Raw genomic sequence first — 25,965 nt, forward strand, 5'->3', positions numbered from 1 at the left:
AGTACTATTCACTTTATGAAAAGCGACAGTAGTAATGTGTGATTGATTCAATATCAGTACAAATTTAGCAATTAAAAGAGGGTATTCATATTGATGTATCATATCAAGCTGAAGAGATGGAGCAGAAAAGTTTTGATATACCTGTGGTAGATTTCCTTATTTAATCTGTACGCGAATAACAGGTAATTGATCATTAATTTTTATATAATTAAAATCATAGTCGAAATTAGTATTAATTTGCATTGCAATATAGCTAATTTTTTCTGAAACTGAACTTTACAGGTAGCTAAAAATTAATAAAGTTAGTATAACTAGAATAATTCGTTTTATTTTAAAACTTAATTAATAATAGGAAAGCATACTGAATCCAGTAATATTTTTATCAATATAATTAATATGAAATCTAAAAATCCGGACGAAATAATGAATCGAAAGCAGCAAGTGGATCTTACCAAATCAACGTTATATGTTATACCGACTCCAATTGGTAATTTAGAGGATATTACACTGCGAGCACTATCTATCCTGAAAAGTGTTGATCTTATTGCTGCTGAGGATACTCGTCATACTGCTCTATTATTACAACATTTTTATATAAATACTCGGTTATCCGCTTTACACGATCATAATGAACGACAAAAAACAGAAGTTTTATTGACGAAACTAAAAAATGGACAGAATATAGCTTTAGTTTGTAATGCTGGAACACCACTTATCAACGATCCAGGTTACTATTTTGTTCGTCGTTGTCGCGAAGTTAATATTCGTGTTGTGCCGTTGCCTGGTGCTTGTGCAGCTATTACTGCGTTATCAGCCGCTGGGATTCCAACTGATCGTTTTTGCTATGAAGGTTTTCTACCGACGAAGTGTAAAGCTCGTCTAGATTTTCTTAAATCGCTGATACAAGAGCAGCGTACACTTATTTTTTATGAATCGACACATCGGTTAATAAAAAGCCTAAAGGATATGATGACAGTTTGGGGCCCATTTCGCCATGTAGTATTAGCACGGGAACTGACCAAAATCTGGGAGACATTTTATAGTGCACCACTCGATGAACTTCTAACCTGGGTTCAGGAAGATAAGAGACGTAGACGCGGCGAAATTGTACTTATCGTCGAAGGTTATCACACGCCGGATGATGTGCTTTCACCCAATGCAATTCGTACCTTAATGTTATTGTTAGCTGAGCTACCGCTAAAAAAAGCTACAGCGCTGACAGCGGAAATTTATAGTATAAAAAAGAATTTGCTGTATCGCTATGGTCTCGGTCAGCAATAAAATATGATATGACATTGTAATTTATTTTTGATACTATATATTATAGATAATAAATTTTGTAAATTTTGTTATACTCTAGCTTGGAGTTGACTAGACAGTCGCTGCTTTATTATTGCCATTTATAATGGTAAAAGGTAGAGGGGAGGAAAGTCCGGGCTCCATAGGGCAGGGTGCCAGGTAATACATGGGGGGTGTAAACCTACGACAAGTGCAACAGAAAACAAACCACCGATGGCCTGTATATGCAGGATCAGGTAAGGGTGAAATGGTGCGGTAAGAGCGCACCGCACAACTGGTAACAGTTAGTGGCACGGTAAACTCCACCTGGAGCAAAGCTAAATAGAGATTCGCATGGTACGGCCCGTACTGAATCTGGGTAGGCTGCTTGAGTCAGTGCGTGAGCATTGACCTAGATGAATGACTGTCCACGACAGAACCCGGCTTAACGGTCAACTCCATTCTTATATTAGTTTTATTTTTGTTTAAATCCGAGAAATTACTATTTGTATATCTTGTTATAAGATGTTAAGAGATTGTTTACATTTAAATCAATACCGATAAAATCGGTATAATAATTTATATTATAAATAGTTCTTATTATTGATAATAGTTTTTTATTAGTAGATAAAGATATTTCGCTAAAAAATAGTCTATACATGTTTTCTTCTTTATTTTTTTGATTGTATATTACTTTTGGATAAGTATGTAAACTATTAAATAATATCGTCAAGCTTTGTTCTATTTTTAATGTTATCTATTTCATCTAGATTTTTGAGCATAAACTATTGAATAGTATTATTATTTCCGTATAGATAGAATGATATAGCAAAAATTATTTTTTCTTCTAATTATTATTTATAATTATCTATTTTTGTTATGTTGTTGCAGATGATTGTTTAAAATAATGAACTACATTAAATTTGAAATTAGCAAAAGTAGCATTTGTTTGTTATTACTCTTATTTTAGATTTTTTATTCAGAAAACAGTATAAATGCTATAATTCTAAACTCTAAACTGTAGTGAAATTAATTAATAAGGAAATTGGAATACCGCTGAATATCACTATAATTATCAGTGGTAAAAATCTTAATATATTCATCTGTTCTATATTTTTTATAAAAAATTCGATAGAAATAGAAAAGACCAAATTTTTATATAAGCGCAGAAAGATCTTTATAACTTTAAATATAAATTTAAAGTAAGTATAAAATACTTACTAATGAATCTATTAATAATAACACTATTAGATTTTCTAGAAGAGCTCGTCAAAATATTAAATGACATTGTAAGTATTAATTCAAAATACTTTTATGCTTACGTGTCGTATAACACTTAGATCGAAACAAGTAGCTTAAAAGTTAATTAATAGTTTTTAAAAAAATATTTACTATCTTAATTAAGATAGTAAATATATAAAATATTTACTCAATAAAATAGAACGTACTAGCAGTATAATTAATATGGTTGATATTTATAATCAATAGACTTAATGATATCGGTAGTCAAATAGTAACGCAAACTGAATATACGTATCCATTGCTAGTATTAAGCAAAGATTATTGATAAATTACTATAACAATGATTTGCGTTATATTATTTTGACCATATTTGCTTTGCTCTTTTATTATCATCTATTTGAATCAGTAAGCCGTTTTCGACGAAAAATAAAGATAAATGAACTAATTAGTCCTAATGTCAAAAGTACCAGTGGTAATAGCATTAGGCATAACATTAGTTTTTCTTCATAACGTTTAAAAATAGGAATTTTTCCAAGGAAAAACCCAATAAGCGTTAAGATAAAAATCCATAAAAATGCACTAATGCAATTAAAAAATTGAAAACGAGAACTACTTAAACCAGACAATCCAATAATAGCCGGAAGAAGCGTGCGAATAAAAACAAAAAAACGACCAATAATTAAGGCTGATAATCCATGATGATGAAACATTCTATATGCTCGCTGATGGTAGTGTTCTGGTAGATGAGATAACCAGTTTTTTACTACCCGATTACTTCCTAACCATTTCCCATACAGATAACCTATCCAACTACCAAGGCTAGCTGAAATTGTCAAAAGAAAAAGAACTGCAACAAAGCTTAATGTCCCTTTAGAAATTAATACGCCAAGCAATATAAGTAAGCTATCTCCTGGTAGAAAAGCGGCTAGTAAAAGGCTGTTCTCTAAAAATAAAATCGTACATGCTAAAAAATAAATAGTTAAAACTAAATTTGGATTAGAAAGTGTTTCAAAATCTTGCTGCCAGAGTGCATATAATAGTTCCTTTAAAATACCCATTTATATTCTCAACCAAAGACTATAAAGTATCTTTTTATTACTAATAAATTAAAAAAGAAAATAGCACTATGAGTATTAACGCTTCGATATGGTTTATTATCAGTTAAAATGTTTTAGTTTTTCTATGTTAATAGAACTGATTTTATATTTAAAGCAAAGTATAAAATACCAGTAATGCACTGTTTTAAGAAATAAAAAAATTTAAACGTTAAATTTTAATAAAAATAAACCTATTATTCTACTAAATATAGTAGAAATTTTTTAGTAGTGAATACTTGATACTAAAAGTTCTTTCTATTGAATTAGTTTTAAACTCATTGATATAAACTTGTATTTTCTAAATTTTTCCTAATTTTCATACTTCGAGTCAAGCATAAAAACAAAATAATGACGACTATTATAAAATATTTGCTATTTTATAGTGTTATTAACTTAACTAAGTTCGATAGTTCTGTATTTTATAGAAAACGTAAAGATTTACAAGATAGCGATAAGTACATAAAGCTGATTTATTGATTCAATATTTATTTGAACCTTATCGATATATAACATATCTTCTATTATATATCTTATATTAAAATCTTTTGCTTATTTATTACCTTAAAAATAAGTGCTTATATCTTTGGTGATGTTTATTATTTTTATCTTAGATATAAATAACGTAGTTATTAACTTTTAACTAACATAGTTAAACTAACACAGATTGACTAATTATAAATAGTCTTCCGCTTGTATAAAGAAGATATTAATCTTCCTATTATCGCTGATCATATATCTGAAAATTCAATTATTATATCTTTTGTCAGAATTTTAGCTAATTTTTATAAAAATTAATTATTTATGTGATAGAAAATTTTTAGTATTAGCTTTGTAAGTATTATTAGAGATATTAATTCAAATATTTTGATAGATAAAAGCATTAATCATGTATATTATTAAATAATAGAAAAATGATATCTTTATTTAGAGAGATAGTGGATTTTGATAAAATCCTATCTACCTAAGTATTATCGTTTTATGCTAGTAAAAATAAAAATTCGATAAAACACAGAAAATTATTAAAGTTTTTAATAGATTAATAATAAATTAATCTATTATCTAATAATAAATTGTATCCTAATAGTATTAAAAGTGCTAAGATCAGTTGTTTTCGCTACAGCGAAATGATATATAAAGATAGCTAAATCGTCGATTTAGCTTATATTATAAGATCTAAAGTCAAAATCATAAATTATAACAACAGAAAAACTACCCTATAAAATAGTATCCTAAAACGTAAATCTTCTTTACTTTGTAAAGATCTTGCTTAAAACCAGTATAAAATCCTAGAGTAATCTATCAGTAAATGCTTTTACGTAGACATCTACTTTAATTTAGATTAAAATACTGTAATGCAAAATAAATAGTTAATAACAATTTATAAACAGTATCATCAAGATAAAAAATAATAACGAATTCTCATTTTTGTTCTAGTTATCAGATATCTGGTAAAATCAGATTGTAATAGTATCATATTTTCAATGATCATATAAAGAAAGAAAGCAAACAACTCCTAAAAATAAAGTAAGTATTTACTGAAACTAGATTTGTTTTTATCAAACAGAAATTTGATAGTATTTATTTTTTTATATGTTATCAAAGTTATAATATAATTATCTATTATCTAATAATTACAACAACGACAGATAACTAAAAAAGAAGGAGTGTCTATATCTAATACTAAAAATAGAGTTATCAATATGTTCATTTCAAAGTAGTTTATATATTTCCATCAAAATAAAACTAAAGATCATAGCTACTAATATAATATTAGTAGTATTTCTTATTGAGTTTCGTTAATTAGACAGATAACTTAAATATGAATTTTATCGACTTTTTTGACTTTAATGTATATCTAATAGAATTTTATATTCGGGCTTAACTAAGCTAATACGTTACTAATTAGTAGTGTAATTAATCTTTTTATTTTTTATAAAAGCATCTGATAATAATAAAAATAAACAGAGATAAGATCATTTTTCACATGGCCCCTGCTGGACTTGAACCAGCGACCAAGCGATTATGAGTCGCCTGCTCTTACCACTGAGCTAAGGGGCCAAATATATATTATATTATATCTAATATTACTAACTAAGTCTATAGTATCTTTTTATGTATTTAGATAAATAAATGATTATCTTCCTTAAGATAAAGGATAAAAAAGATAAAACAGTTAAATAAGATAATATATTTTTTAAATAGAAACTCTTCTCTAACAAAAAATTTCATATTATTTTTGGTATTAATCTCTAATTTCATAGTAAAAAATCAAGAATGATATTTCTTAACCCTATAATTATTTTTAGATAAATTTTTATTTTTTCAAGCTTTGAATTTATTTACGTTCGCTTTATCGAGCAATCTCTCTTAGAGATAAGATAAAAGATTACAACTCTGATAATATGTCATTACTAATGAAAAATTAAAAATTTTTCAGATTGATAAATAAGGTAACAAGCAGATACTATTAAAAATAGAAAATTTTAGCTACATGTAAATTTGTAATTTTATAAAATTAAATTTTTATCAGATATAACAAATAAAAATATACTCTCAAGAGAGTAGGAGATATATATTTTACATGTAATTTAATTTTTTTATTAATCCCAACAGAGAAACCTAAAACGTATTTCTCAGTATATATTTAGTATAGTAGTTGCTTTTAAACTTAATCATCTAAAAAACTACGAAGGACTTCAGAACGGCTAGGATGACGTAGCTTACGTAATGCCTTCGCTTCAATTTGACGGATACGCTCACGAGTGACGTCAAATTGTTTTCCGACTTCTTCCAGAGTATGGTCAGTATTCATATCGATACCAAACCGCATACGTAGAACTTTAGCTTCACGCGCAGTTAGACTAGCTAATACATCGTGGGTAGCTGAACGCAGACTATCTGCAGTAGCAGAATCAAGCGGTAATTCAAGAGCAGTATCTTCAATAAAATCTCCTAAGTGTGAATCTTCATCATCGCCGATAGGCGTTTCCATAGAAATAGGCTCTTTAGCAATCTTGAGTACTTTACGAATTTTATCTTCTGGTATTAGCATACGTTCTGCTAGCTCTTCTGGTGTTGGTTCTCGCCCTATTTCTTGCAGCATTTGTCGGGAGATACGGTTGAGTTTGTTAATAGTCTCAATCATATGTACTGGAATACGAATAGTACGTGCTTGATCGGCGATAGAACGGGTAATAGCTTGACGGATCCACCAGGTAGCATAGGTAGAAAATTTATAACCACGACGATATTCAAATTTATCTACTGCCTTCATCAAACCGATATTACCCTCCTGAATAAGATCTAAGAATTGTAGACCTCGGTTAGTATATTTTTTAGCAATAGAGATAACTAAACGTAGATTTGCTTCAACCATTTCTTTTTTAGCACGTCGGGCTTTAGCCTCGCCGATCGACATACGGCGGTTAATATCTTTTACTTGCTCGATAGTCAAACCGGTTTCTTCTTCAATTTGGCGTAGTTTTTTCAGGCTGTGATATACATCGTTATCAACTTCATTCAGTTTTTTCGACCAAGGTTTCTTCATTGCCAAAGCAGCTTTAAACCAATTTTCGCTAGTTTCATTGCCTGAAAATAATGTAATAAAACTCTTCTTAGGCATCTTGCTAATTTCAACGCATAATTTCATAATTAAACGTTCCTGAGTACGAACGCGATCTATCATAACGCGCATGTTATTAACCAAGCAATCAAATTGCTTCGGCACTAAGCGGAATTGTTTAAATACATCGGAAAGATTCAAAATTTCAGCGGCTGATTTAGCGTGACTTCGTCCGTTGTTTTTGATAACATTTCGGGTGATCTCGTATTGTTCTCGTAGCTCGATAAATTTTTGTCGAGCTAAATCTGGATCAATGATATTATCATTATCTGCATTATCATCATCAACCTCTTCATTTTCGTCGTCATCAGTGATTTCATTAGCGGAAAGTTCAGAAACGATATGGGTTGAGGTAAGTACTATGTCTTTTTCTGCATTAGGGTCAACAAAACCAGTGATAAGATCGGATAAGCGGGTTTCACCAGCTTCAACTCGGTCATGCTGTTCCAGCAAATAAGTAATAGCTTCAGGATACTCGGCAACTGAGCATTGGACCTGATTAATACCATCTTCAATACGTTTAGCGATATCAATTTCACCTTCACGCGTTAGTAATGATACAGCGCCCATTTCACGCATATACATACGTACAGGATCAGTAGTTCGCCCAATTTCAGATTCTACGCTAGATAAAACCTGCGCTGCAGCTTCCGCTGCATCTTCGTCAGTATCAGAGGTGATTTCAGCTAGAAGAAGATCATCAACGTCAGGTGCTTCTTCCATTACCTTAATACCCATATCATTTATCATCTGAATGATATCTTCAATTTGATCAGAGTCGATAATATCTTCCGGTAGATGATCATGAACCTCAGCAAAGGTTAAATAGCCTTGCTCTTTACCACGTGTAACAAGTAGTTTGAGCTGTGACTGCGGGTTTTGCTCCATAAGACGGTATCCACACCTCAGAGTAATATTAAGTGTTGGTTTCTATAAGTGCATTAACAAAATAGATCTAGGTTTTGTTTAGTGCCGTAGCCAATACAGTATTTATAGCGTCTAGTTCTAATGAATATGAGTAATCAAAGTTCATTATTCAAGTTTTTTTCGCTAGCGCCTGATTCAGCGACCAAAGCTCTTTTCGTTCTTCAATCGTCAATCCATGAGTTCGATCATAGGCGATAAGTACTTCCTGACGATTCTCAAGTATAGAAGCGTAAAGATTCGCTAGGGTATCAACAAATATCACCTCGATTATCTCATCTATAATCATGTGGTTCCAGGTCGCCAAAGTTTCAAGCTGAGGAAAAAATTTATTCTCCCGATAATATTCTAGTAACTGACCGGTAGTTAACCCTGGCTGAGCCTGGCAAACCTTAACTAATTCTACAAATAATGGTAAACCTGGTTGAGTTGCTTGTTCTAACCCATGTACTGTAGGTACTAAGGAAGAAAGCTTTGGATATTGTACTAGCAATCCTATAAGTATACGCATAGTAGTACGTTTTATCGGTGGTTGTAATGAAATATTTGCTTTCACATTTACTTTAGGTAACAGTTTCTCTAGTTGATTATCGTCAAGTATTCCAAGTTTCTTACCTAGCTCTTGACGCAAATAGATACGTAATGTTTCGCCAGGTACTTTATTTATTAGAGGTAATGCTAGCCTGCTCAACTTAGCTCGACCGTCTGGACTACTTAAGTCAACTTGTGATATAAGAGTGTCAAATAAAAAAGTTGATAGTGGTCTTAATTGTTTAATTTTCTGTTCAAATGCTTCTTTGCCGATTTTTCGTATTAGCGAATCGGGATCCTCACCATCTGGTAGAAACATGAAGCATAATTGGCGACCGTCAGTTAAATAGGGAAGTGTATTTTCCAGTGCACGCCAGGCTGCTTTTCGTCCAGCACGATCACCATCATAGCAATATATTACTTGATCAGTAACACGATACAGTAGTTGTATATGCTCTGAGGTAGTAGAGGTACCTAATGAAGCCACTGCATAATTGATACCAAATTGTACCAATGTTACAACGTCCATATATCCTTCAACAACAAGTAATCTAGATAATTTCCGATGATTATTCTTGGCTTCATAAAAACCATATAATTGACGATTTTTATGAAAAATATCAGTTTCAGGTGAATTTAAGTATTTTGGTTGACCCTCACCCAATATTCGTCCACCGAAAGCAATAACTCGTCCGCGTTTATCACGAATAGGAAACATAATTCGATTACGAAAACGATCATAAGTACGACCGTTATCATTTTGAACTAGCATACCAGCATTGTTAAGTAATACGATATCCTCTGACGAATAACAGAAACGTTTATAGATATTATCCCAACCAGGCGGTGCGAATCCGATACCAAAATAATTAATAATCATTTTGTTCAATCCACGCTGATTAAGATAATGGAGTGCATCTGATGCTACTTTTGTTTTCAATATCTGTTGATAAAAGTTATTTAATTGATTCATTACTTGATATAGGTTTTTTCTCTGATATTGTTTTTTCTGGTTCAGAACTATACCTGTTTCATATGGCACTTCAAGACTATACTGGGCGGCAAGTTCTTCGATAGATTCGACGAATTCCAGTCGGTCGTAATGCATCAGAAAATCGATAGCGTTACCATGAGCATTACAACCAAAACAATGGTAGAATTGTTTTTCTCCGTTTACGGTAAATGATGGAGTTTTCTCTTGATGAAATGGACAACAAGTAAGAAAATTTTTGCCTTGTTTTTTAAGTCTTATTCTCGCATCGATTAGATCAACAATATCAGTTCGTGCCAATAATTCATTAATAAATACACGTGGGATTCGTCCAATCATAAGTTTCTATATTAGGTAAATACCTTGACAAAAACAAGCCGTGCTATCCTTCTGGATAGCACGGCCTTTATGTATAAAAACTAAATCTACAGATTAATTACGTAACCAGGATTGATATTACCTTAAAAATTAATACAATCTAACCCGGCGTACGTTTTCGCGAACCAGTTTTTTAGCGTGACGTTTAACGGCACACGCCTGAGCGCGCTTACGTTCAGTTGTTGGTTTTTCATAGAACTCGCGACGACGAACTTCAGCTAGAATTCCTGCTTTTTCACAGGAACGCTTAAAACGACGTACTGCTATGTCAAATGGCTCGTTTTCACGTACTTTGATTACTGGCATGTACTTCTTTCACCTCAATAAAATTTAGATTATATTAAATAACCTGTCACATTTTTTTAAAAACATTTAATTTTACTTTTAATTTACCTGTCTTGTAAAGCATCTCTATATGATATTAATAACTAAATATCAATAGAAAATAGCTTTATATGGAAAATAGCCTTTATATAGAGAACAAGATAAAACGAAATTAACAATAAATATACTATCATTATGCAAAATTACGATATAGCATTACGAATATTTATTTAAAACTTCTAAAGAAAATAATAGGATCTCGATGGAACATTACAGAATTTTATTACGATCTAGTTAATTATTATAACTATTTTATATAGTATAACATAGTTATAATAATTGACGATTAATAAATATTTTTTGTTAAAATCTCTCTTTGTTATGATACACAACGATAAAATATAAAAAATGCACTAGAAAAAATGGTTATAATAATTATGCGCGTATTAGGTATTGAAACTTCATGCGATGAAACCGGCATAGCAATTTATGATCAAAAAAAAGGGTTGCTAGCTAATCAACTTTATAGTCAAGTAAAATTACACGCTGATTATGGTGGTGTAGTGCCAGAGTTAGCGTCTCGTGATCATATTCGAAAAACTGTACCACTTATCCAGGCAGCATTATCTGAAGCCCGATTGAATGGATTAGAATTAGAGATAGATGGAGTAGCCTACACCGCTGGTCCTGGATTAGTAAGTACTTTAATGGTAGGTGCTACTATCGGTCGTGCTCTAGCTTATGCTTGGGGAGTACCAGCTATCGCTGTTAACCATATGGAAGGACATTTACTATCACCTATGTTAGAGATGAATCCACCAGAATTCCCGTTTTTAGCTCTGTTAGTTTCCGGAGCTCATACCCAACTTATTGCTGCAACAGGAATCGGAAAATATCAATTACTAGGAGAGTCTATTGATGATGCTGCTGGCGAGGCTTTTGATAAAACAGCCAAGTTGCTTGGCTTAGACTATCCCGGCGGTCCAATGTTATCACGTATTGCTCAGAATGGTATGCCAGGGCGTTATACATTTCCGCGTCCTATGACTGATCGTCCAGGATTATCTTTCAGCTTTTCTGGACTGAAAACTTTTGCAGCGAATATTATTCGAACCGGTCCAGATAATTACCAGATGCGTGCTGATGTTGCACGGGCATTTGAGGAAGCAATAGTAGAAACGCTCATAATAAAATGCCAGCGTGCACTTGATCTAACAGGTTTTCAACGATTAGTTATGGCCGGTGGCGTTAGTACTAATCAATTACTGCGCATGAATATGAGTAAAATGATGCAGCAACGTGGTGGTGAAGCATTTTATGCTCGTCCTGACTTTTGTACGGATAATGGTGCTATGATTGCATACGCTGGTATGCTGCGTTTGCAGGGTGGATCACAAACAAGTTTAATGATATCAGTATATCCGCGCTGGCCAATAGAGGAATTACCGGCGATTATTACTTAAATTAATATTTTTCCGATTCATATCACGATATCATTTTCAACAATATCAAATGAGATTTTCTTGATTATGTTGAAGTCATTTTATATCAACTTGATGATCTAGTAATACTAGACAGGAAAAATTACAACTAGAAAAATAAACTGTGTTTTGAACTACCAGATATAGAATAGAGAAATCAAAGTACTTATAATCATTTCAAGCGAAAAGTAACTAGAAAAGAGTTTTATTAAAAACTAAAAATCTATTCTTAAGTTAGATAATTTATAACTAATTAAAGCAATAGTCTCAAGTGAGATAATGATTTATTTTAGTAATAAAGCAAAAAGAAATTAAATAAATATGAATAAAAACAGCAATTGCAATTAAACCTAGACAGACTGGTAATAGTCCTATTCTGTAGCCAATCTAAATTGGAATTATCCCTTTTTTTTAAAAAATCGAAAATTATTATACTCACAAAAGCTTACTATTAAACTAAAAATATATTTTTAATACCTAAGTTATTAAATTCGATAGTTTTCAGATCTATAAAGTAGGTAAGATTATAGATCAAAATTGTAATGAGAATTGAAACAAATAAGTAATTAAATATTACGATACTAATCGTGGTAATTTTTATAAAAATATTCCATTTATTAAAACTTATTTTATTTTTATTCTCTAGATAGAGAATACCTTTTTCTAAAGAAAATAGTATTCGGTAATCATAAAAACTGAGTATTCATATGGATATTATATTTATTGAACAACTAACAGTAATGGCAATTATAGGAATCTATGATTGGGAAAAACAAAAATTTCAAAAATTAGTATTCGATCTAGAGATAGGTTGGAACAAGCGTCCTTTACCATACAGTGATGATATTTCCGATTGCTTAAATTATACGGATGTTACTAATGCCATATTGTCGCTAGTAAGTAGTAAGCGTTTCGCATTAATAGAATGCGTTGCTGAAGAGACAGCAGAGCAACTAATAAGTCAATTTAAAATACCATGGGTACGAATAAAACTAAGCAAACCTAGCGCGGTACCACAGGCGATCAATGTTGGTATTATAATTGAACGTGGGAAACAAAAAGTATAGAACATAAATGACAGAAAATATTTTCTCATTCGATTACAATAAAATTATCGTATGTTTATTCAATTTTTTTAGAAATTTTCTGATTGATCTACTACATACTACTATTTTATTGTCATGGTTTTGAGAGAAGCGTTGTATGATAGATATGTATGAGTGGGTTATTGCATTCATTCTAGGTGTAGTAGAAGGATTAACGGAATTTTTACCGATTTCTTCAACGGGACATATGATATTAGTCGGTAATTTGCTTAATTTTACAAGTGATAAAGCTAAAACTTTTGAGATTATTATTCAATTTAGCTCCATTCTAGCAGTAGTAGTAGTTTTTTGGCGCAGACTTTTTAGTCTTATTGGTATTCATTTTAGCCAGTTTCCTAGGAATGACATCGGTCATACTCGTCTTCATCTAGGTCATATTTTACTAGGCATAATTCCAGCGGTATTGCTGGGCTTAGTATTTCACAAGCAAATTAAAAATATTTTTTCATTAATTTACGTGATATATGCTATGATAGCTGGTAGTATGCTTTTATTATTAGGAGAATGGTTCAAACCTAAGATACCGCGTGCATCAGGTATCGATGATTTGACTTATATCCAAGCATTTCTCATTGGTTGCTTTCAATGTCTAGGGCTTTTGCCTGGTTTCTCTCGCTCTGGTGCTACTATCAGCGGTGGTTTAATAGTTAGTGTTAGTCGTTATGCTGCATCGGAATTCTCTTTTGTTCTAGCAGTACCAATGATATTAGGCGCAACTATATTAGAACTATATAAAAGCCTAATACTTCTCACTTGGCAAGATTTGCCAATGTTTGCTATCGGCTTTTTTACTAGCTTTATGATATCGCTACTTACTATTAAATTTTTTATGAAAATTATTAAAAGTATTTCATTTATACCATTTGCTATTTACCGTTTTATTCTAGCGATAGTAGTTTATTGGATCTTGATTACCTAATTAGCTATTTTGATCTTGATTATCATTGTTTACTTTATATTATATTCTATTACCTTCTCTATACTTACATGAAAAGTAATGAAAAGATTAGTTTAATTTTATTAAATGAAATTTTCATGTTATCTATTTTATGACATATTTTGCTTGTACTGATACCGATTATGTACTATTATATATAGTAGTATCATATAATATTATAATGATCAGTCTCGGATAATTTTAGTATTATTATCTTTCTATCATTTGCTTCCAATTTACTAATGCTTGCTGTCGTCTTCGGTCAAGCTCTTTACTAATATATATACCACTGAATCCCGCCTCTATTACATCACGCACACTAATTGAACTAGTTATGTAGAATGCGTCTCGCAAAAAATCTCCCTTTGGATAAGTATAGTTATCGAACTCAGCAAGGCTACGAGCTTCAGCTTCGTTTACGAGAATTATCTGTTCTAGACGCGTCGCTCGGCGCCAGACATCAATATCTTTAAATAGCTTTATCAATGCTTTTGGTTGTAAACTTTTAACACAGCTCAATAAATTATGGTAGCGTGCTACGATCATAGCCAAATCGCGAAGCGGATTAGGTACTTTTAAGCGTTGACATAACGTTTTCACTATTTGTAATCCAGATAAGTCACAATTATAATGACCTGTTAATAGATTATGTGGTATGAATTTTTTTCCCATATCGTGACAAAGTGTAGCGAAGCGTACTGCAATATCTTCTGTTAATCGGGCTACTATTGATAATGTCATCAAGGTATGGATTCCAGTGTTGATTTTTGGGTGACATTTATCTGAGGCTGAGATATTAAATAATGCATCTACTTCTGGAAACAACACTTTTAATGCACCACAATCACGCAGAACCTGAAAATATACTTGTGGGTTACGAGTTGATAATGCCCGCTCAGTCTCTTTCCAGACACGTTCTGGCGATAGAATAGATAACTCGTTAGTCATCTGTTGCATCAATCTCATTGTTTCCGGTACGATACGGAAATTTAGATGGGTAAAACGTGCAGCAAAACGGGCAACCCGCAATACACGCAGTGGGTCTTCACTAAAAGCATCGGAAACATGGCGAAATAGACGCTGACGAATATCTCGCTGTCCCTGATAAGGATCAATCAAATTACCTTGGTCATCAATGGCAATAGCATTGATGGTAAGATCGCGACGACGTAGATCTTCTTCTAAAGTAACTTCCGGCGAAGTATAACAGATAAAACTAGTATAGCCATGACCAGATTTTCTTTCTGTGCGAGCAAGAGCATACTCTTCATGGCTTTCGGGATGTAAAAAAACTGGAAAATCTTTTCCGACTTGCTGATAACCTTGTTCTAACAATTCCTGAGAAGTTGCACCTACCACTACCCAATCTCGTTCATGGACGCGAAGCTGCAATAGACTGTCACGTACAGCACCACCGACTAAATATTTTTTCACAATTCTCTCTTAGCAAGAGCTAGTATTAGTTATATAGTTACATTCATTAAGCATAGTTATATTTTTTAGCATGATTCATAGTTCTCTATTTCGTAATAATTTTAATTTATATAATGGTCTTCATTTTAAATTATAAAATAATATATAACAATAAAAATTTAGTATTAGACTCATGTTAGCTATATAATCAACATATATGAATTATTATAAAATTTTATTTGTTATCAGTTTATTTTAATTTAATATTTAAGTTATCTAAGATAATACGTATCTCTATAATATATTATCACATAATATTCACTTTTTAAAAAATTATACGATGCTTATAACTTTAATATAACGATATAATACTAAATATGAAATAAATATTGCTATCACACGAAGAACAAAACCACTACTATAGATAGTAAATAATAATATTGTTTACACGTAACATATAGATAAATTTCAGTTATATGTATAACAAAAACTGTACGCTGTAAATTGCAATTGAAAAAAGAAACAATAATAAATCTATTAAAATAAGTGTTTTGTTTCTTAATTGTATGAAATTATTTTTTAATTATTTATTTATTCTAAATATAAAAACTAAACGTTAATATTTACTATATTAATTGATAAATTAATCACTATGAATTACGTAAATATTAATTAATTTTTCTTATGTCTACTTCGATAGTAGTATAAAAACACTGCAAGTTGAAAAGTAATAATTAATATATGATTAATATTGATTAACGATATAATCCTATTGAAGTTAGCTAGGAATAATTATTAATTGATGAATGAATTGCATTTGTTATATGATCTTATTATAATAAGTATTATTTACGTGCAGATTTTTAACCTTTATTAAAATATCAATGAAATTTTTATCTAGTAAGCTAAGCATTAAAAAATATTGATTATTTTTGTCTTGATTTTGACTATAGTATAGATATATTCTGCAGCACAAATGATATTACTTCATAAGTATCACTAATTCTAAATACGAAGGTATTAGAAAATTTATAATTATTTTTTGTAAGATTAATTATATCTTCTTTTTTCTTGCTTTATAAATAGTTTCTATCCGTAGAAATTACTGGATGCTTGATTATTCTTACTAATACTAATTAGAGACTATTTAATCTGTCTAATGGATACTAGAATCTAGGCTTTGATTCAATAGATATGAAGACTAATAATCGCTATTCACAGACGATTTATATATCTATATAATGGAAAAATTTAATCTTTACAGTTATTACTTATGCCTAAGTAGATAACTAAAATTAAATTATATTTAGATTTTATAAAAATTTTTATAAATATATATAATATAATTATTTATAATTGTTAGAATTTTAGTTATAATACTTTCTTCGTATACAGACTATCTGATTAATAATTTCTAATCTGTTAATATTTATATTAATATACACAAATAAAATAATATCTTATTAAATAGTAATAAGATATTATTTTGTCTCCCTATCGTACAAAATGTTTATTATTTGATTTAAATATTCTATTATTTAGAAATCAATAAAAATATTTTTACAAAATTCTAATATTTGATTAGAAATAAAATAAATATTTTAATATTAAAACCAATGAAAGTAGTATCATTAATATTTTTAATCTTTAATACTGTACTAAATTATTATAAAACTTTAATTAAAATACTAGAATTTCTTAACAAAGAAATATTATCATAGATATCAACAATAACAATAGAATATATAGAGTTATTCAAAACTGTGAGATACTCTATGTTATACAAATTTTTTATTTGTTTTTATCTATTGGGGTATTGTTTTATTTCGAGCATATTTTTTAGTTCACTACTATTTTCACTAGCTAAATTTAATAGTGTAATTTAAGCTAATATACCCAGCTTGTATTAGATTGTTATTCGCACTTGATCTGCCTCACTAGCATTAGTGATGCTATCCATACTCTTTTAAAACGACTCAATGAAGTAGATGTAATTTGTGACTTTATTGCTGTTAAAAAAGCCATTCTAAAATTACTAATCCATGAATATTATCATATGATCAGCAATTAATCCGCTTTAATTTCGAGCAAAGTTTTAATAATGTTGATAATACGATTCTCATAATAAAGTGTATTCAACTAGCATTGCTAAAAATAGGTGAACTTGTGCTATTCAATTATGCGAAAGGTTCTTTAGTACATATTCGCAAAATGATCATATCAGCATGTAATTCAGATGTGCCAGTGATTATCGATCCAAAAGGTACTAATTTTTCTCGTTATCAAGGCGATAATGTTTCTGATTTCTCATTTGTAAGAATTGAAGGCAGCAGTCGGGTCATTTAAGGATTAAGAAATATTAGTAAACCTTAGTATGAAATTTATTGCTGATTATTAACTATCAGATTTTTTCTGATTACCCGTTCTGAACAAAGAATAATTTTTCAATTCGATAAGAGTCCGGTACGTTTACCAGAAAAAGTAAAGGAAATATACAATGTCACTGTTGATAGCAACACAGTTGTTGGTGTGCTAGCTACTATATTATTAATAGATAAAAGTTTATAATAAGCTTATTTTTTGCCAATACTATTACCAGTATAGTTTTTGGAAAATTAGGCATATCTAGTGTTAATTCTATAAAACTAGAGAATACTATTAATGACATTTCCAAAATAGGTTTTGGTATTATGACAGAAAGCAAATTTAAGCAGGATATAGCTCTAATATATCAGTACAGCGAAAAGATAGTTATGACTAATGGTATTTTGATATTCTCCATGCAGGTCATATCAGCTATCTTTCTCATGCTACAAAGTTTATGAATTAACTGATTTTAGTAACCAGCAATGAGTCTACGAAGCTTTTAAAGAAGGGAAGACACCTAGTGAATTTCTTAATGTAGTGCATGATAGTGCTAATAGTACTGAAAGCAATAGATTGGATTGTGCCTTTTACAAGGTTATGCCACCGACTTATTGCCGATGTGCTTCCAAATGTGCTTCTCAAAAGTGGAGATTATCAACCAAATCAGATCGCTGGAAATAAAGAAGCTTAGGATAACAGTGAAATATATTAGTGATAAATTTTGAAGATAATTATTCTACTATCAATATTATTAATACTATCAAGTTCAGCGAACCAGTTTAAATTTAGACTAATAGGAAAAGGCTGTATTGGGTAGTATTTAAACATACATAGAAAAAAATAGTTATATTTAATCCCTATCAGTATTAAAAAATAGTAGAATAACCTCTATTTTAAGAGGTATCTTAAACTAATTTATCGTGTATAACACTAGAATTTAATACAGTTCAATCTAAAGAAAAAATACTTATAGTATAATATATGCTATTAATGTCTGTGATATTTTTATCAAATCATTTTTCTAAAATACCTCCTATAGGTTTAGGAAACTAGGAAGTCTCTTTTGCTTTGTGTAAACTACTTAAATTTTTTGGATAAAAATAGTTAGTTATCTCACTATCTATAATAAATTAAGTATAATTTCTTTTACCTTGAATTAGAAGACGCTTAATAAATTATATAGTTATGCTTATTTTAACTTTGATTTAATCCTATAGCCTATTATTTAATAGAATGAAATTATCTATCTAAGATAAATGTAGTTTAAGTACTGCACAGGAAACTAGCGAATGCTTAGGTTTGTATTTCGATTTGAAGTTATGAAATCCAATATCATCTAAAATTTATGCTAAATTTTATCTATTTGAGAACAATTTTAAATCTGTTCTGCTTTTTAGTATTATATAATAATTATTGAATTTTATTTGCTATAAACTAGATCATTTTTTAATTAGATTCATTTTTTATAATATTTCGAAAATTAGATAAAAGTTTTATAAATAATCTCTGAATTCTATTGCTATACGATAAAATCGCAAAATAAAGTTGATATCATATTTTGATAATATCTATTTTTGAATAGATATCCTTAAAATTTTTAGCAGATATCTCTTACAATAAGATAAATTATTAATAGTAAATAATTTATCTAATAAAAATATAATGAATAGTAAATACTGCTGATGACACGTGATAAAAACAATTTTTCACTATTGAAAAATTTAAATAATCATTATAGAGAATAATGTTGATTATTGCTTAATAATAAATCTATCTATCATTAGAAAATGATATTAAAATTACTAATTTCAATATATTCCTGAATATATTTTTTCTATCCATATAAATAAGATCATAATAGCAAATACATCAAGATTAAAGTGGTATAACATATTAGTGTTGAGTATTAAAAATCTGATAATTTATTGTCTTATTTTGATAAGTAATTATAGTATTATCTTTTAAATTCAGCATAGATAATTATTAATGTTTATAACTGATCTGAATATTTCTGATCAAATATAGTTTTTACTTCGTTTATAGAAGTATAAGAAGAATTATTCTATCGCTATAATGATATATATATTACTATAATAGAGTATTATATATTTTTATTTAATATAAAATTTGTTTTTTAGAGAATGTATTTTTTATTTAGATAATGTACTTTTTATAAAGTAAGCTAATATTAATTCTATTATCTACTAATATTAAACTAGATTAAAAGTATCGAAATATACATTCGAGTAAACATATTTATAATAATAGTTTTCTATTCTGCTTATTGTATACAAAAATATAAAAGATACAAACTAATAATAACGTTATTAACTGTTGTTATAAAAAACAATAAAGAATGTTGTTATTATCTGAAAATACATAATGGATGTAATCAGTAATTTTATTATAATATCTAGATTTATATAGAACAAATTATTAAGTAGTTCTATTTAAAATAAATAGAATGAAGAATACAATACATAAAATTAAAACTGTATTTTTTAATTTTATTTTAATAAATTTAGTAATTAGTTAGTAATAATTTATTTTATTATCTTTTATTTAGCTAAATATTATATTAATTACAGTAATATTACTACGAAGAATATTTTATGATACTTTTATAATTATCGATTTTTTAACATTAGGATAATATTCAATACTATGATTAAATGTCATCTGTCATTTATTATGATAAATAACTAATTTATCAATATAAGCATGACTTATAAAATATATCGATGATTATACCGAAACTTTTTTCTATGAAATACTATTAATATTTAAAATTTTATATTTAGACTATTTAACAGAGATAGTCTAAAGAGAGTGTCTAGAAAGTTATTCAGTATTAACAATATAATTATTTTATCAAGAAATATTAATTTAAAAAATTTATTAATAAAAAATCTATATAGGCGTTTACAATAATAAACTTTTCATTATCTTGGATAATTACTTTTGTTATAATTTAAAAAAAATGAAAATTGATCATATTTCATTATATGAATATTTAGTTAAATATACTAGAATGTTTGTTCTAAATAAAAGTATTACTAAGCAAAAAATTCAAAAAAACTAATATCACATGAAACAGAAAAATAAGCGAAGATATCTATTTCAATATATTAATCTGCGGATAAGTATTATTTAATTATGGAATAGACTAATTTATCTTATTTTTCTTTCTTATCTTACAACAACTGATATTGCAAGATAAGTATTAATAAAAAAGTAAGATAAATTAATGATAAATATCATATATATGATTTGCTTAAAGTGATATAATTTAAAAAATTAATTTTCGATTAGATTCAATATTTTATATTGATTAATAAAAATTAGCTAAACTGCTATGTCAGAATTTAGACTAAATTTCAATGCGAAATATAAATAGGTATATACTATCGACAATATTTTTAATAAATATTATTTTCTATTATATGGTCAGGATAATTACACTAAAAATTTCTGGAGTATATTAAAATATTAATATTTCTAAAAATGAAGAAAATTCTAATTTGTAGAATGATTCTTCAAAATCTATTGAACTAGATGTAGTTCAATATGCATGTGTACATAATAAATCAAATGTGCGTAAAAATACCAATGCTTAAAGATATTCGGAATGAATCGGATATTTATAATCCGATTTATCTGGTTATAATTCTTTGCTTTAATCGTGTTAAATAAAATAGATAACAAAATATTTATTTAATACTTTAATTTAAAACATAACTACTACGTTAGTATAAATATAATTATGCTAGATAATTGATTTTCAGTGAAATTTTAAAAAAATCTTATCAGAGTAGCTTATTTATTACTATGATACTGTTTGCTATCATTTTAAATTTTCGACTATAAAAAGGTTTTTCGTCAGCTTCGTATCTTCACTGATCTGTTGTTATATTATTTTAACCTGAATAAAGTAATTGAGATTATTTTTAATTTTATCCTTAAGCTAGAATTTTTCTGTATTATTCTATAGTAGAAGAAATAAATGATACGATAAGCAGGATAAGTTTTAGAAAAAATAAAATAGACAATCCTCTCCTCATGACACAAACTAAGTAATCTTATAAAAAGAAATCGAAGTAAATGCTACTATTTATAGTGATGCTCGCTGTTTACTTCTAGAACGAAAAAAATCGAGAATAACAAACAAAGATAAGAGATAAAATAAATTATCAATATGATGAAAACTATTTTTTATTAGTATGCTGAAATAATAATCAGTTTTTGTTATTCATCAATTCTATTAGACATAGCTACATATTAGAATTAACCAATCTTCTTTCGATATATGCTTATAATATATTGTTGATTCATAAGTTGATATTACTAATAGATATAGCAGTTAAGGAAATACTCATCAGCAAAATTACCAATTACTTCAGATTTCGATTATGAATTTATATGTAATTTTTAGTAATTTTGTATTATACAATTATACTAGAAAAGTAGTATTTACCTTGTCAAATATGTTGTATGTTATACCATTATTATTAAGTATCTTAATATTTCCAATTAATAATTTATTACGATTATTAAAAGGTAAAAGTAATAAAATTATCTCTATTTATTTATTAAAATGCAAAAAAAAGAAAAAATCCTCTTACTAAGTTATATCTTCTATTAACACTATGCTATTTTTATAGCTAAAATGTAATGATGTTTTTTGTTTTTAACTACTATTCGAATAAAAGATAACTATATATTTTGTTAAAAATTAACTATATTGATAGACGACTAAAGACTAAGAGGTCGCTATGCTTGCTATTATTCGTGCTATCTTTGTAATAATTGCGTCAATATTGATCTGTATTTTTGGATTAATTTACTGTTCTTTTAGTCCACGTAATCCTCGTCATGTTGCTACTTTTGGTCGCTGGTTTGGTCGTATGTCGACTATATTTGGTATCCATGTGGAAGTCCGCTATTCTAAAAATGTGATTTTGCCAAAAAATTGTATTTATATCGCTAATCATCAGAACAATTACGACATGGTTACTGCTACTAATGTAGTTCCACCATATACTGTTACGGTAGGAAAAAAAAGTCTACTATGGATACCGTTGTTTGGACAACTGTACTGGCTTACAGGCAATCTTTTTATTGATCGAAATAACAACGCTAGTGCTTATAACACTCTTACTGAGATCGTAAAAAGTATTCAAAACAGGAATATTTCCATCTGGATGTTTCCAGAAGGAACTCGTAGCTACGGCCGTGGTTTACTCCCATTTAAAACTGGAGCATTTTATACTGCTATTACTGCTGGTGTTCCTATTGTACCGATTTGCATTTCTAATACTTCGAATAAAATCAAACTAAATCGTTGGTCAAATGGTTTAGTTATTATTGAGTTTTTGCCTCCAATAGAGACATCAGGTTATAGTTTTGAACAAGTTCGTACATTAAGTAAATACTGTCATATGGTAATGAAAAATAAGATCAATGAACTTAATTCGGAAGTATCTCGACGAGAATCTTTTAAGCTTTAAAAACATTATATAAAATTTCAATTATATCTATCGAATTCTATTTCATAGTAGAGCTGTATTAAGTATCTCTCTTATAAAGATCTGTTGGAGACATAACAGTAATGCTATAGCTTTTTTAAACACATATAGTTTATAAAATTTTTACTTATTAGATAAATAAATAATTTTTAGATCTTAATCTTAACTAGATTTTATTAAAACATTAAAGAACAAATATAATATCTAATCAATATCAGTCTATTAAGATAATAGAATTATATTAATAATATTCATAAAAGCTATTTATTTTAAGTTTCTAATATATCTTTTTTTTAAAAATATAATTTTTACGTTGTTTAACTTAAAATTTTCTATATTTAATAGTCAATGATTAATAATCGATAAAACTAATATTTATTAAAATAATTAATATATATTGTAAATATATTAGATAGATCGATTTTATAATTCGAAAAATTGTTAAGATATTTTTATAGAGCTTAGAAATAACCGATGCACTTGGTTTATGTGACGAAATGATAAATCATATTATGAGTTATTTATTAATCAGTAGTAATAATATTACCTCAAATTACATAAAAAATAAGAGTAGACTTTATTATTATGTATTTTAAATACAAGCATAATTTGATATCAGTTATATATTTTAGGAAAGAAAAATTTTACAGCTATATGAAAATAGAATTTAAATCGCTATATATAACATATAAAATATACTAAAATATAAAATAATCAATGAATTATTTTATAACTGTTTATTTATATCAAGCAGTAAACGTGCATAATAACCTTGTCATTTTATAATAAGTATTAAAGTTCTCCTTATTGAGAATGATACTTAAATAAGAAATTTAATTCTCAATTCATTTATTAGTAATAATATAGAAATTTAATTATATTTTATAATGTATTTAATTTTTAATATATAAAACATTTATTTCTTATTTAAAGTAAACGTAAAAATAATCTTGATCTAGTTTACTAGCTAACTGAACACATAAAAACGTGCTAATCCAAGACTATTTTCGAACTAAAATATAAATATCATAGACAGCATAATACTAAATTTTTAGTTTTTATAGAAAATAATCTTGCTCTTTTCTTTAATTTTTAGAAAAAAGAGATAGTTTTTAGGTTTGCTACGTAAAACATATCAGCGATTTATTTTATGCTTGAATTGACATTAAGACTTAGAGTTAAATGGAAGTAAAGTAACTAAAATAATATTTATGACTATAGGTTATAAATGCTATTAAAATAAAAAACATTAACAGGCTAGGATAGATACCCAAACTGGCCCTCTTCCTACTTTGTAACGTCCTATTGGTTTTAATGCGCCAGATCGTGCATTAATAACATAAACTGTGATATGGTGAGACTTTTGACCGGCAACTATTAGAAACTTTCCATAGAAATCAATATTAAAACTACGTGGTTGAGTTTCAGTTTCTTGATATCCTAAAAAACGAAGAACTCTGCCATTTTCAGATACCGCGAACCAACTTATTATACTGGCAATTCGATCACAACAATAGAGTAAACGGTTGTCGGGTGTAATATGGATATCTGCTGCCCAACGGATATTGCTGAAACTAGTTGGTACCATATCTAATGTTTCTAGTATGAACTTACCAAAACCTGCTGAATCTATAGCAATTACATTGACTGTACCACTAAACTCGTTTATTACATAAGCATAATTTCCGCTGTAATGGAATACCATATGTCGCGGTCCAGCACCGTCTACATCTAATGCTTCTGGTTTTCTTAAAGTTAAATAACCGGATTCGCTAATGTTATAAAATCGTATGCGGTTTTCTTTTAAGCAAGGTACCCAAAGTACTTGATTTGTTGTGTCAATATTAGCTGAGTGACAATAGGTTAAATTTTCTAGTATCTGTATTGGTTCTCCAATGATGCCTTTTTTATCTATTGGGCTGACAGCTAAACAAGCACCATTATAAGAAACGCTGTAAAGCGTTTCACTTTTTGAATTAATACTCAGTTGTGTCGGACTACCTGGTAAAGAGCTAATACCAGCTTTAATTAACAATCCTTGTTGATTAATTTTATAACTGATTACACTAAAAGATGGCCTGATACCAATATAGAGATACATTTTTCTTAGGTTAATAACCATCGGATTCCCTTGTCCTGGAGTATCTACTATCTGTAACAATGTTAGTACACCTTGATTGTCTATTTTCCAGACATGTATCTGCTGACTCTCTGAACTTGCAATATAGATGATTTGCTTCACAAATTCCCTTATATTAATTAATATTGTATTGAAGAATGATAGAGATATTATCTAATAAATAATCGATAGATTATTTATTAATTGTTCTAGATCTGAACAATATTATCACTAATTTACTAAAATATATGCTATTATATAGCTTATTTTTGAAGATGTTATAAAAATTATTGTTCATTAATTCTGCCAGATACTAAAATCTATATTGGAAATATTCTGTAAAAATATAATATCTATTATGACTTATTTCAATAAATATGAATTTTTTAACTAATATAAAACTAAAATACTCGCTATACTAAAATTTTAAAACTAATTAATTATTAATAATAATATATCATATCAATCATATCAATACTCTTAATTCGAAAATAATTTACTATTTGTACAGATTAAATATTTTCGACTTTATAATAAAAAAACGATATAAATGCTAGATAGTTTCAGATACTATTTATCTAAAACCATTTTCGATAAAAATCTTTTATTAATCATTAAAATAAAATTAAA

General features: G+C 28.4%; 13 protein-coding genes, 1 tRNA gene and 1 other RNA gene. 8 read left to right on the top strand and 7 right to left on the bottom strand.

Features of this window, described 5'->3' with window-relative positions:
* The first annotated feature begins 423 nt into the window (after positions 1–423).
* Together rsmI and rnpB are read left to right on the top strand one after the other, a co-directional pair.
* Positions 424–1,281 carry a 16S rRNA (cytidine(1402)-2'-O)-methyltransferase gene (gene rsmI / locus FVIR_RS02015; protein ID WP_067498320.1) on the top strand — a complete coding sequence of 286 codons (858 nt, stop codon included), beginning with the start codon at positions 424–426 and terminating at the stop codon, positions 1,279–1,281.
* A gap of 82 nt (positions 1,282–1,363) precedes the next feature.
* An RNA gene (gene rnpB / locus FVIR_RS02020) (RNase P RNA component class A) lies at positions 1,364–1,742 on the top strand.
* A 1,167-nt stretch (positions 1,743–2,909) separates the two neighbouring features.
* Here the strand turns inward: rnpB and FVIR_RS02025 are convergent.
* The 5 genes from FVIR_RS02025 to rpsU all read right to left on the bottom strand — a co-directional run bounded on the left by FVIR_RS02025 (position 2,910) and on the right by rpsU (position 10,369).
* Positions 2,910–3,578 (bottom strand): DedA family protein, encoded by a 669-nt coding sequence (locus FVIR_RS02025; protein WP_067498323.1) that lies wholly within the window; start codon positions 3,576–3,578, stop codon positions 2,910–2,912.
* 2,024 nt (positions 3,579–5,602) lie between these two features.
* Positions 5,603–5,675 (bottom strand) — tRNA-Ile (locus FVIR_RS02030).
* Positions 5,676–6,285: 610 nt separating this feature from the next.
* Complete coding sequence (gene rpoD, locus FVIR_RS02035) at positions 6,286–8,127, bottom strand: RNA polymerase sigma factor RpoD (protein WP_067498326.1); 1,842 nt, start codon at positions 8,125–8,127, stop codon at positions 6,286–6,288.
* A gap of 148 nt (positions 8,128–8,275) precedes the next feature.
* Entirely contained in the window at positions 8,276–10,024 is a 1,749-nt protein-coding gene (dnaG, locus tag FVIR_RS02040; RefSeq protein ID WP_067498329.1) for a DNA primase, read from the bottom strand.
* A gap of 129 nt (positions 10,025–10,153) precedes the next feature.
* A complete protein-coding gene (rpsU, locus tag FVIR_RS02045) occupies positions 10,154–10,369 on the bottom strand; it encodes a 30S ribosomal protein S21 (protein ID WP_067498332.1) in 216 nt (71 codons plus the stop codon).
* A gap of 455 nt (positions 10,370–10,824) precedes the next feature.
* On the opposite strand from rpsU, the gene tsaD reads away from it, so the two are divergent.
* From tsaD to bacA, 3 genes are all read left to right on the top strand, one after another.
* Positions 10,825–11,850, top strand: a complete 1,026-nt coding sequence (tsaD, locus tag FVIR_RS02050; RefSeq protein ID WP_067498335.1) for a tRNA (adenosine(37)-N6)-threonylcarbamoyltransferase complex transferase subunit TsaD — start codon at positions 10,825–10,827, stop codon at positions 11,848–11,850.
* A 725-nt stretch (positions 11,851–12,575) separates the two neighbouring features.
* Entirely contained in the window at positions 12,576–12,935 is a 360-nt protein-coding gene (folB, locus tag FVIR_RS02055; RefSeq protein WP_067498338.1) for a dihydroneopterin aldolase, read from the top strand.
* Between the two features lie 136 nt (positions 12,936–13,071).
* Positions 13,072–13,893: an undecaprenyl-diphosphate phosphatase gene (gene bacA, locus FVIR_RS02060; RefSeq protein ID WP_067498341.1), complete on the top strand. Its 822-nt coding sequence runs from the start codon at positions 13,072–13,074 to the stop codon at positions 13,891–13,893.
* A 228-nt stretch (positions 13,894–14,121) separates the two neighbouring features.
* On the opposite strand, the gene FVIR_RS02065 is transcribed toward bacA, so the two are convergent.
* On the bottom strand, positions 14,122–15,345 hold the full coding sequence (locus FVIR_RS02065; protein WP_067498344.1) for a multifunctional CCA addition/repair protein: 1,224 nt from the start codon (positions 15,343–15,345) through the stop codon (positions 14,122–14,124).
* A 2,145-nt stretch (positions 15,346–17,490) separates the two neighbouring features.
* Between FVIR_RS02065 and FVIR_RS02070 the strand changes: the two genes are divergently transcribed.
* From FVIR_RS02070 to FVIR_RS02075, 3 genes are all read left to right on the top strand, one after another.
* Complete coding sequence (locus tag FVIR_RS02070) at positions 17,491–17,670, top strand: hypothetical protein (protein ID WP_067498347.1); 180 nt, start codon at positions 17,491–17,493, stop codon at positions 17,668–17,670.
* A gap of 562 nt (positions 17,671–18,232) precedes the next feature.
* Positions 18,233–18,382, top strand: coding sequence for a hypothetical protein (locus tag FVIR_RS02690; protein WP_231908312.1), 150 nt, complete (start codon positions 18,233–18,235; stop codon positions 18,380–18,382).
* 4,081 nt (positions 18,383–22,463) lie between these two features.
* Positions 22,464–23,198, top strand: a complete 735-nt coding sequence (locus tag FVIR_RS02075) for a 1-acylglycerol-3-phosphate O-acyltransferase (RefSeq protein WP_067498355.1) — start codon at positions 22,464–22,466, stop codon at positions 23,196–23,198.
* Positions 23,199–24,465: 1,267 nt separating this feature from the next.
* Here FVIR_RS02075 and pgl read toward each other — a convergent pair.
* A complete protein-coding gene (gene pgl, locus FVIR_RS02080) occupies positions 24,466–25,458 on the bottom strand; it encodes a 6-phosphogluconolactonase (RefSeq protein ID WP_067498358.1) in 993 nt (330 codons plus the stop codon).
* Positions 25,459–25,965 lie beyond the last annotated feature (507 nt).

It is taken from the genome of Candidatus Gullanella endobia, assembly GCF_900048035.1.
In the GTDB taxonomy this organism is placed as follows: Bacteria; Pseudomonadota; Gammaproteobacteria; order Enterobacterales; family Enterobacteriaceae; genus Gullanella; species Gullanella endobia.

What these genes read in the sequence shown, in the direction of transcription:
- folB (WP_067498338.1), top strand. Translation starts at nt 12,576, where the DNA reads ATGGATATTATATTTATTGAACAACTAACAGTAATGGCAATTATAGGA.
- bacA (WP_067498341.1), top strand. Translation starts at nt 13,072, where the DNA reads ATGATAGATATGTATGAGTGGGTTATTGCATTCATTCTAGGTGTAGTA.
- tsaD (WP_067498335.1), top strand. Translation starts at nt 10,825, where the DNA reads ATGCGCGTATTAGGTATTGAAACTTCATGCGATGAAACCGGCATAGCA.
- FVIR_RS02025 (WP_067498323.1), bottom strand. Translation starts at nt 3,578, where the DNA reads ATGGGTATTTTAAAGGAACTATTATATGCACTCTGGCAGCAAGATTTT.
- rpsU (WP_067498332.1), bottom strand. Translation starts at nt 10,369, where the DNA reads ATGCCAGTAATCAAAGTACGTGAAAACGAGCCATTTGACATAGCAGTA.
- rpoD (WP_067498326.1), bottom strand. Translation starts at nt 8,127, where the DNA reads ATGGAGCAAAACCCGCAGTCACAGCTCAAACTACTTGTTACACGTGGT.
- FVIR_RS02075 (WP_067498355.1), top strand. Translation starts at nt 22,464, where the DNA reads ATGCTTGCTATTATTCGTGCTATCTTTGTAATAATTGCGTCAATATTG.
- rsmI (WP_067498320.1), top strand. Translation starts at nt 424, where the DNA reads ATGAATCGAAAGCAGCAAGTGGATCTTACCAAATCAACGTTATATGTT.
- FVIR_RS02690 (WP_231908312.1), top strand. Translation starts at nt 18,233, where the DNA reads ATGATAGTGCTAATAGTACTGAAAGCAATAGATTGGATTGTGCCTTTT.
- dnaG (WP_067498329.1), bottom strand. Translation starts at nt 10,024, where the DNA reads ATGATTGGACGAATCCCACGTGTATTTATTAATGAATTATTGGCACGA.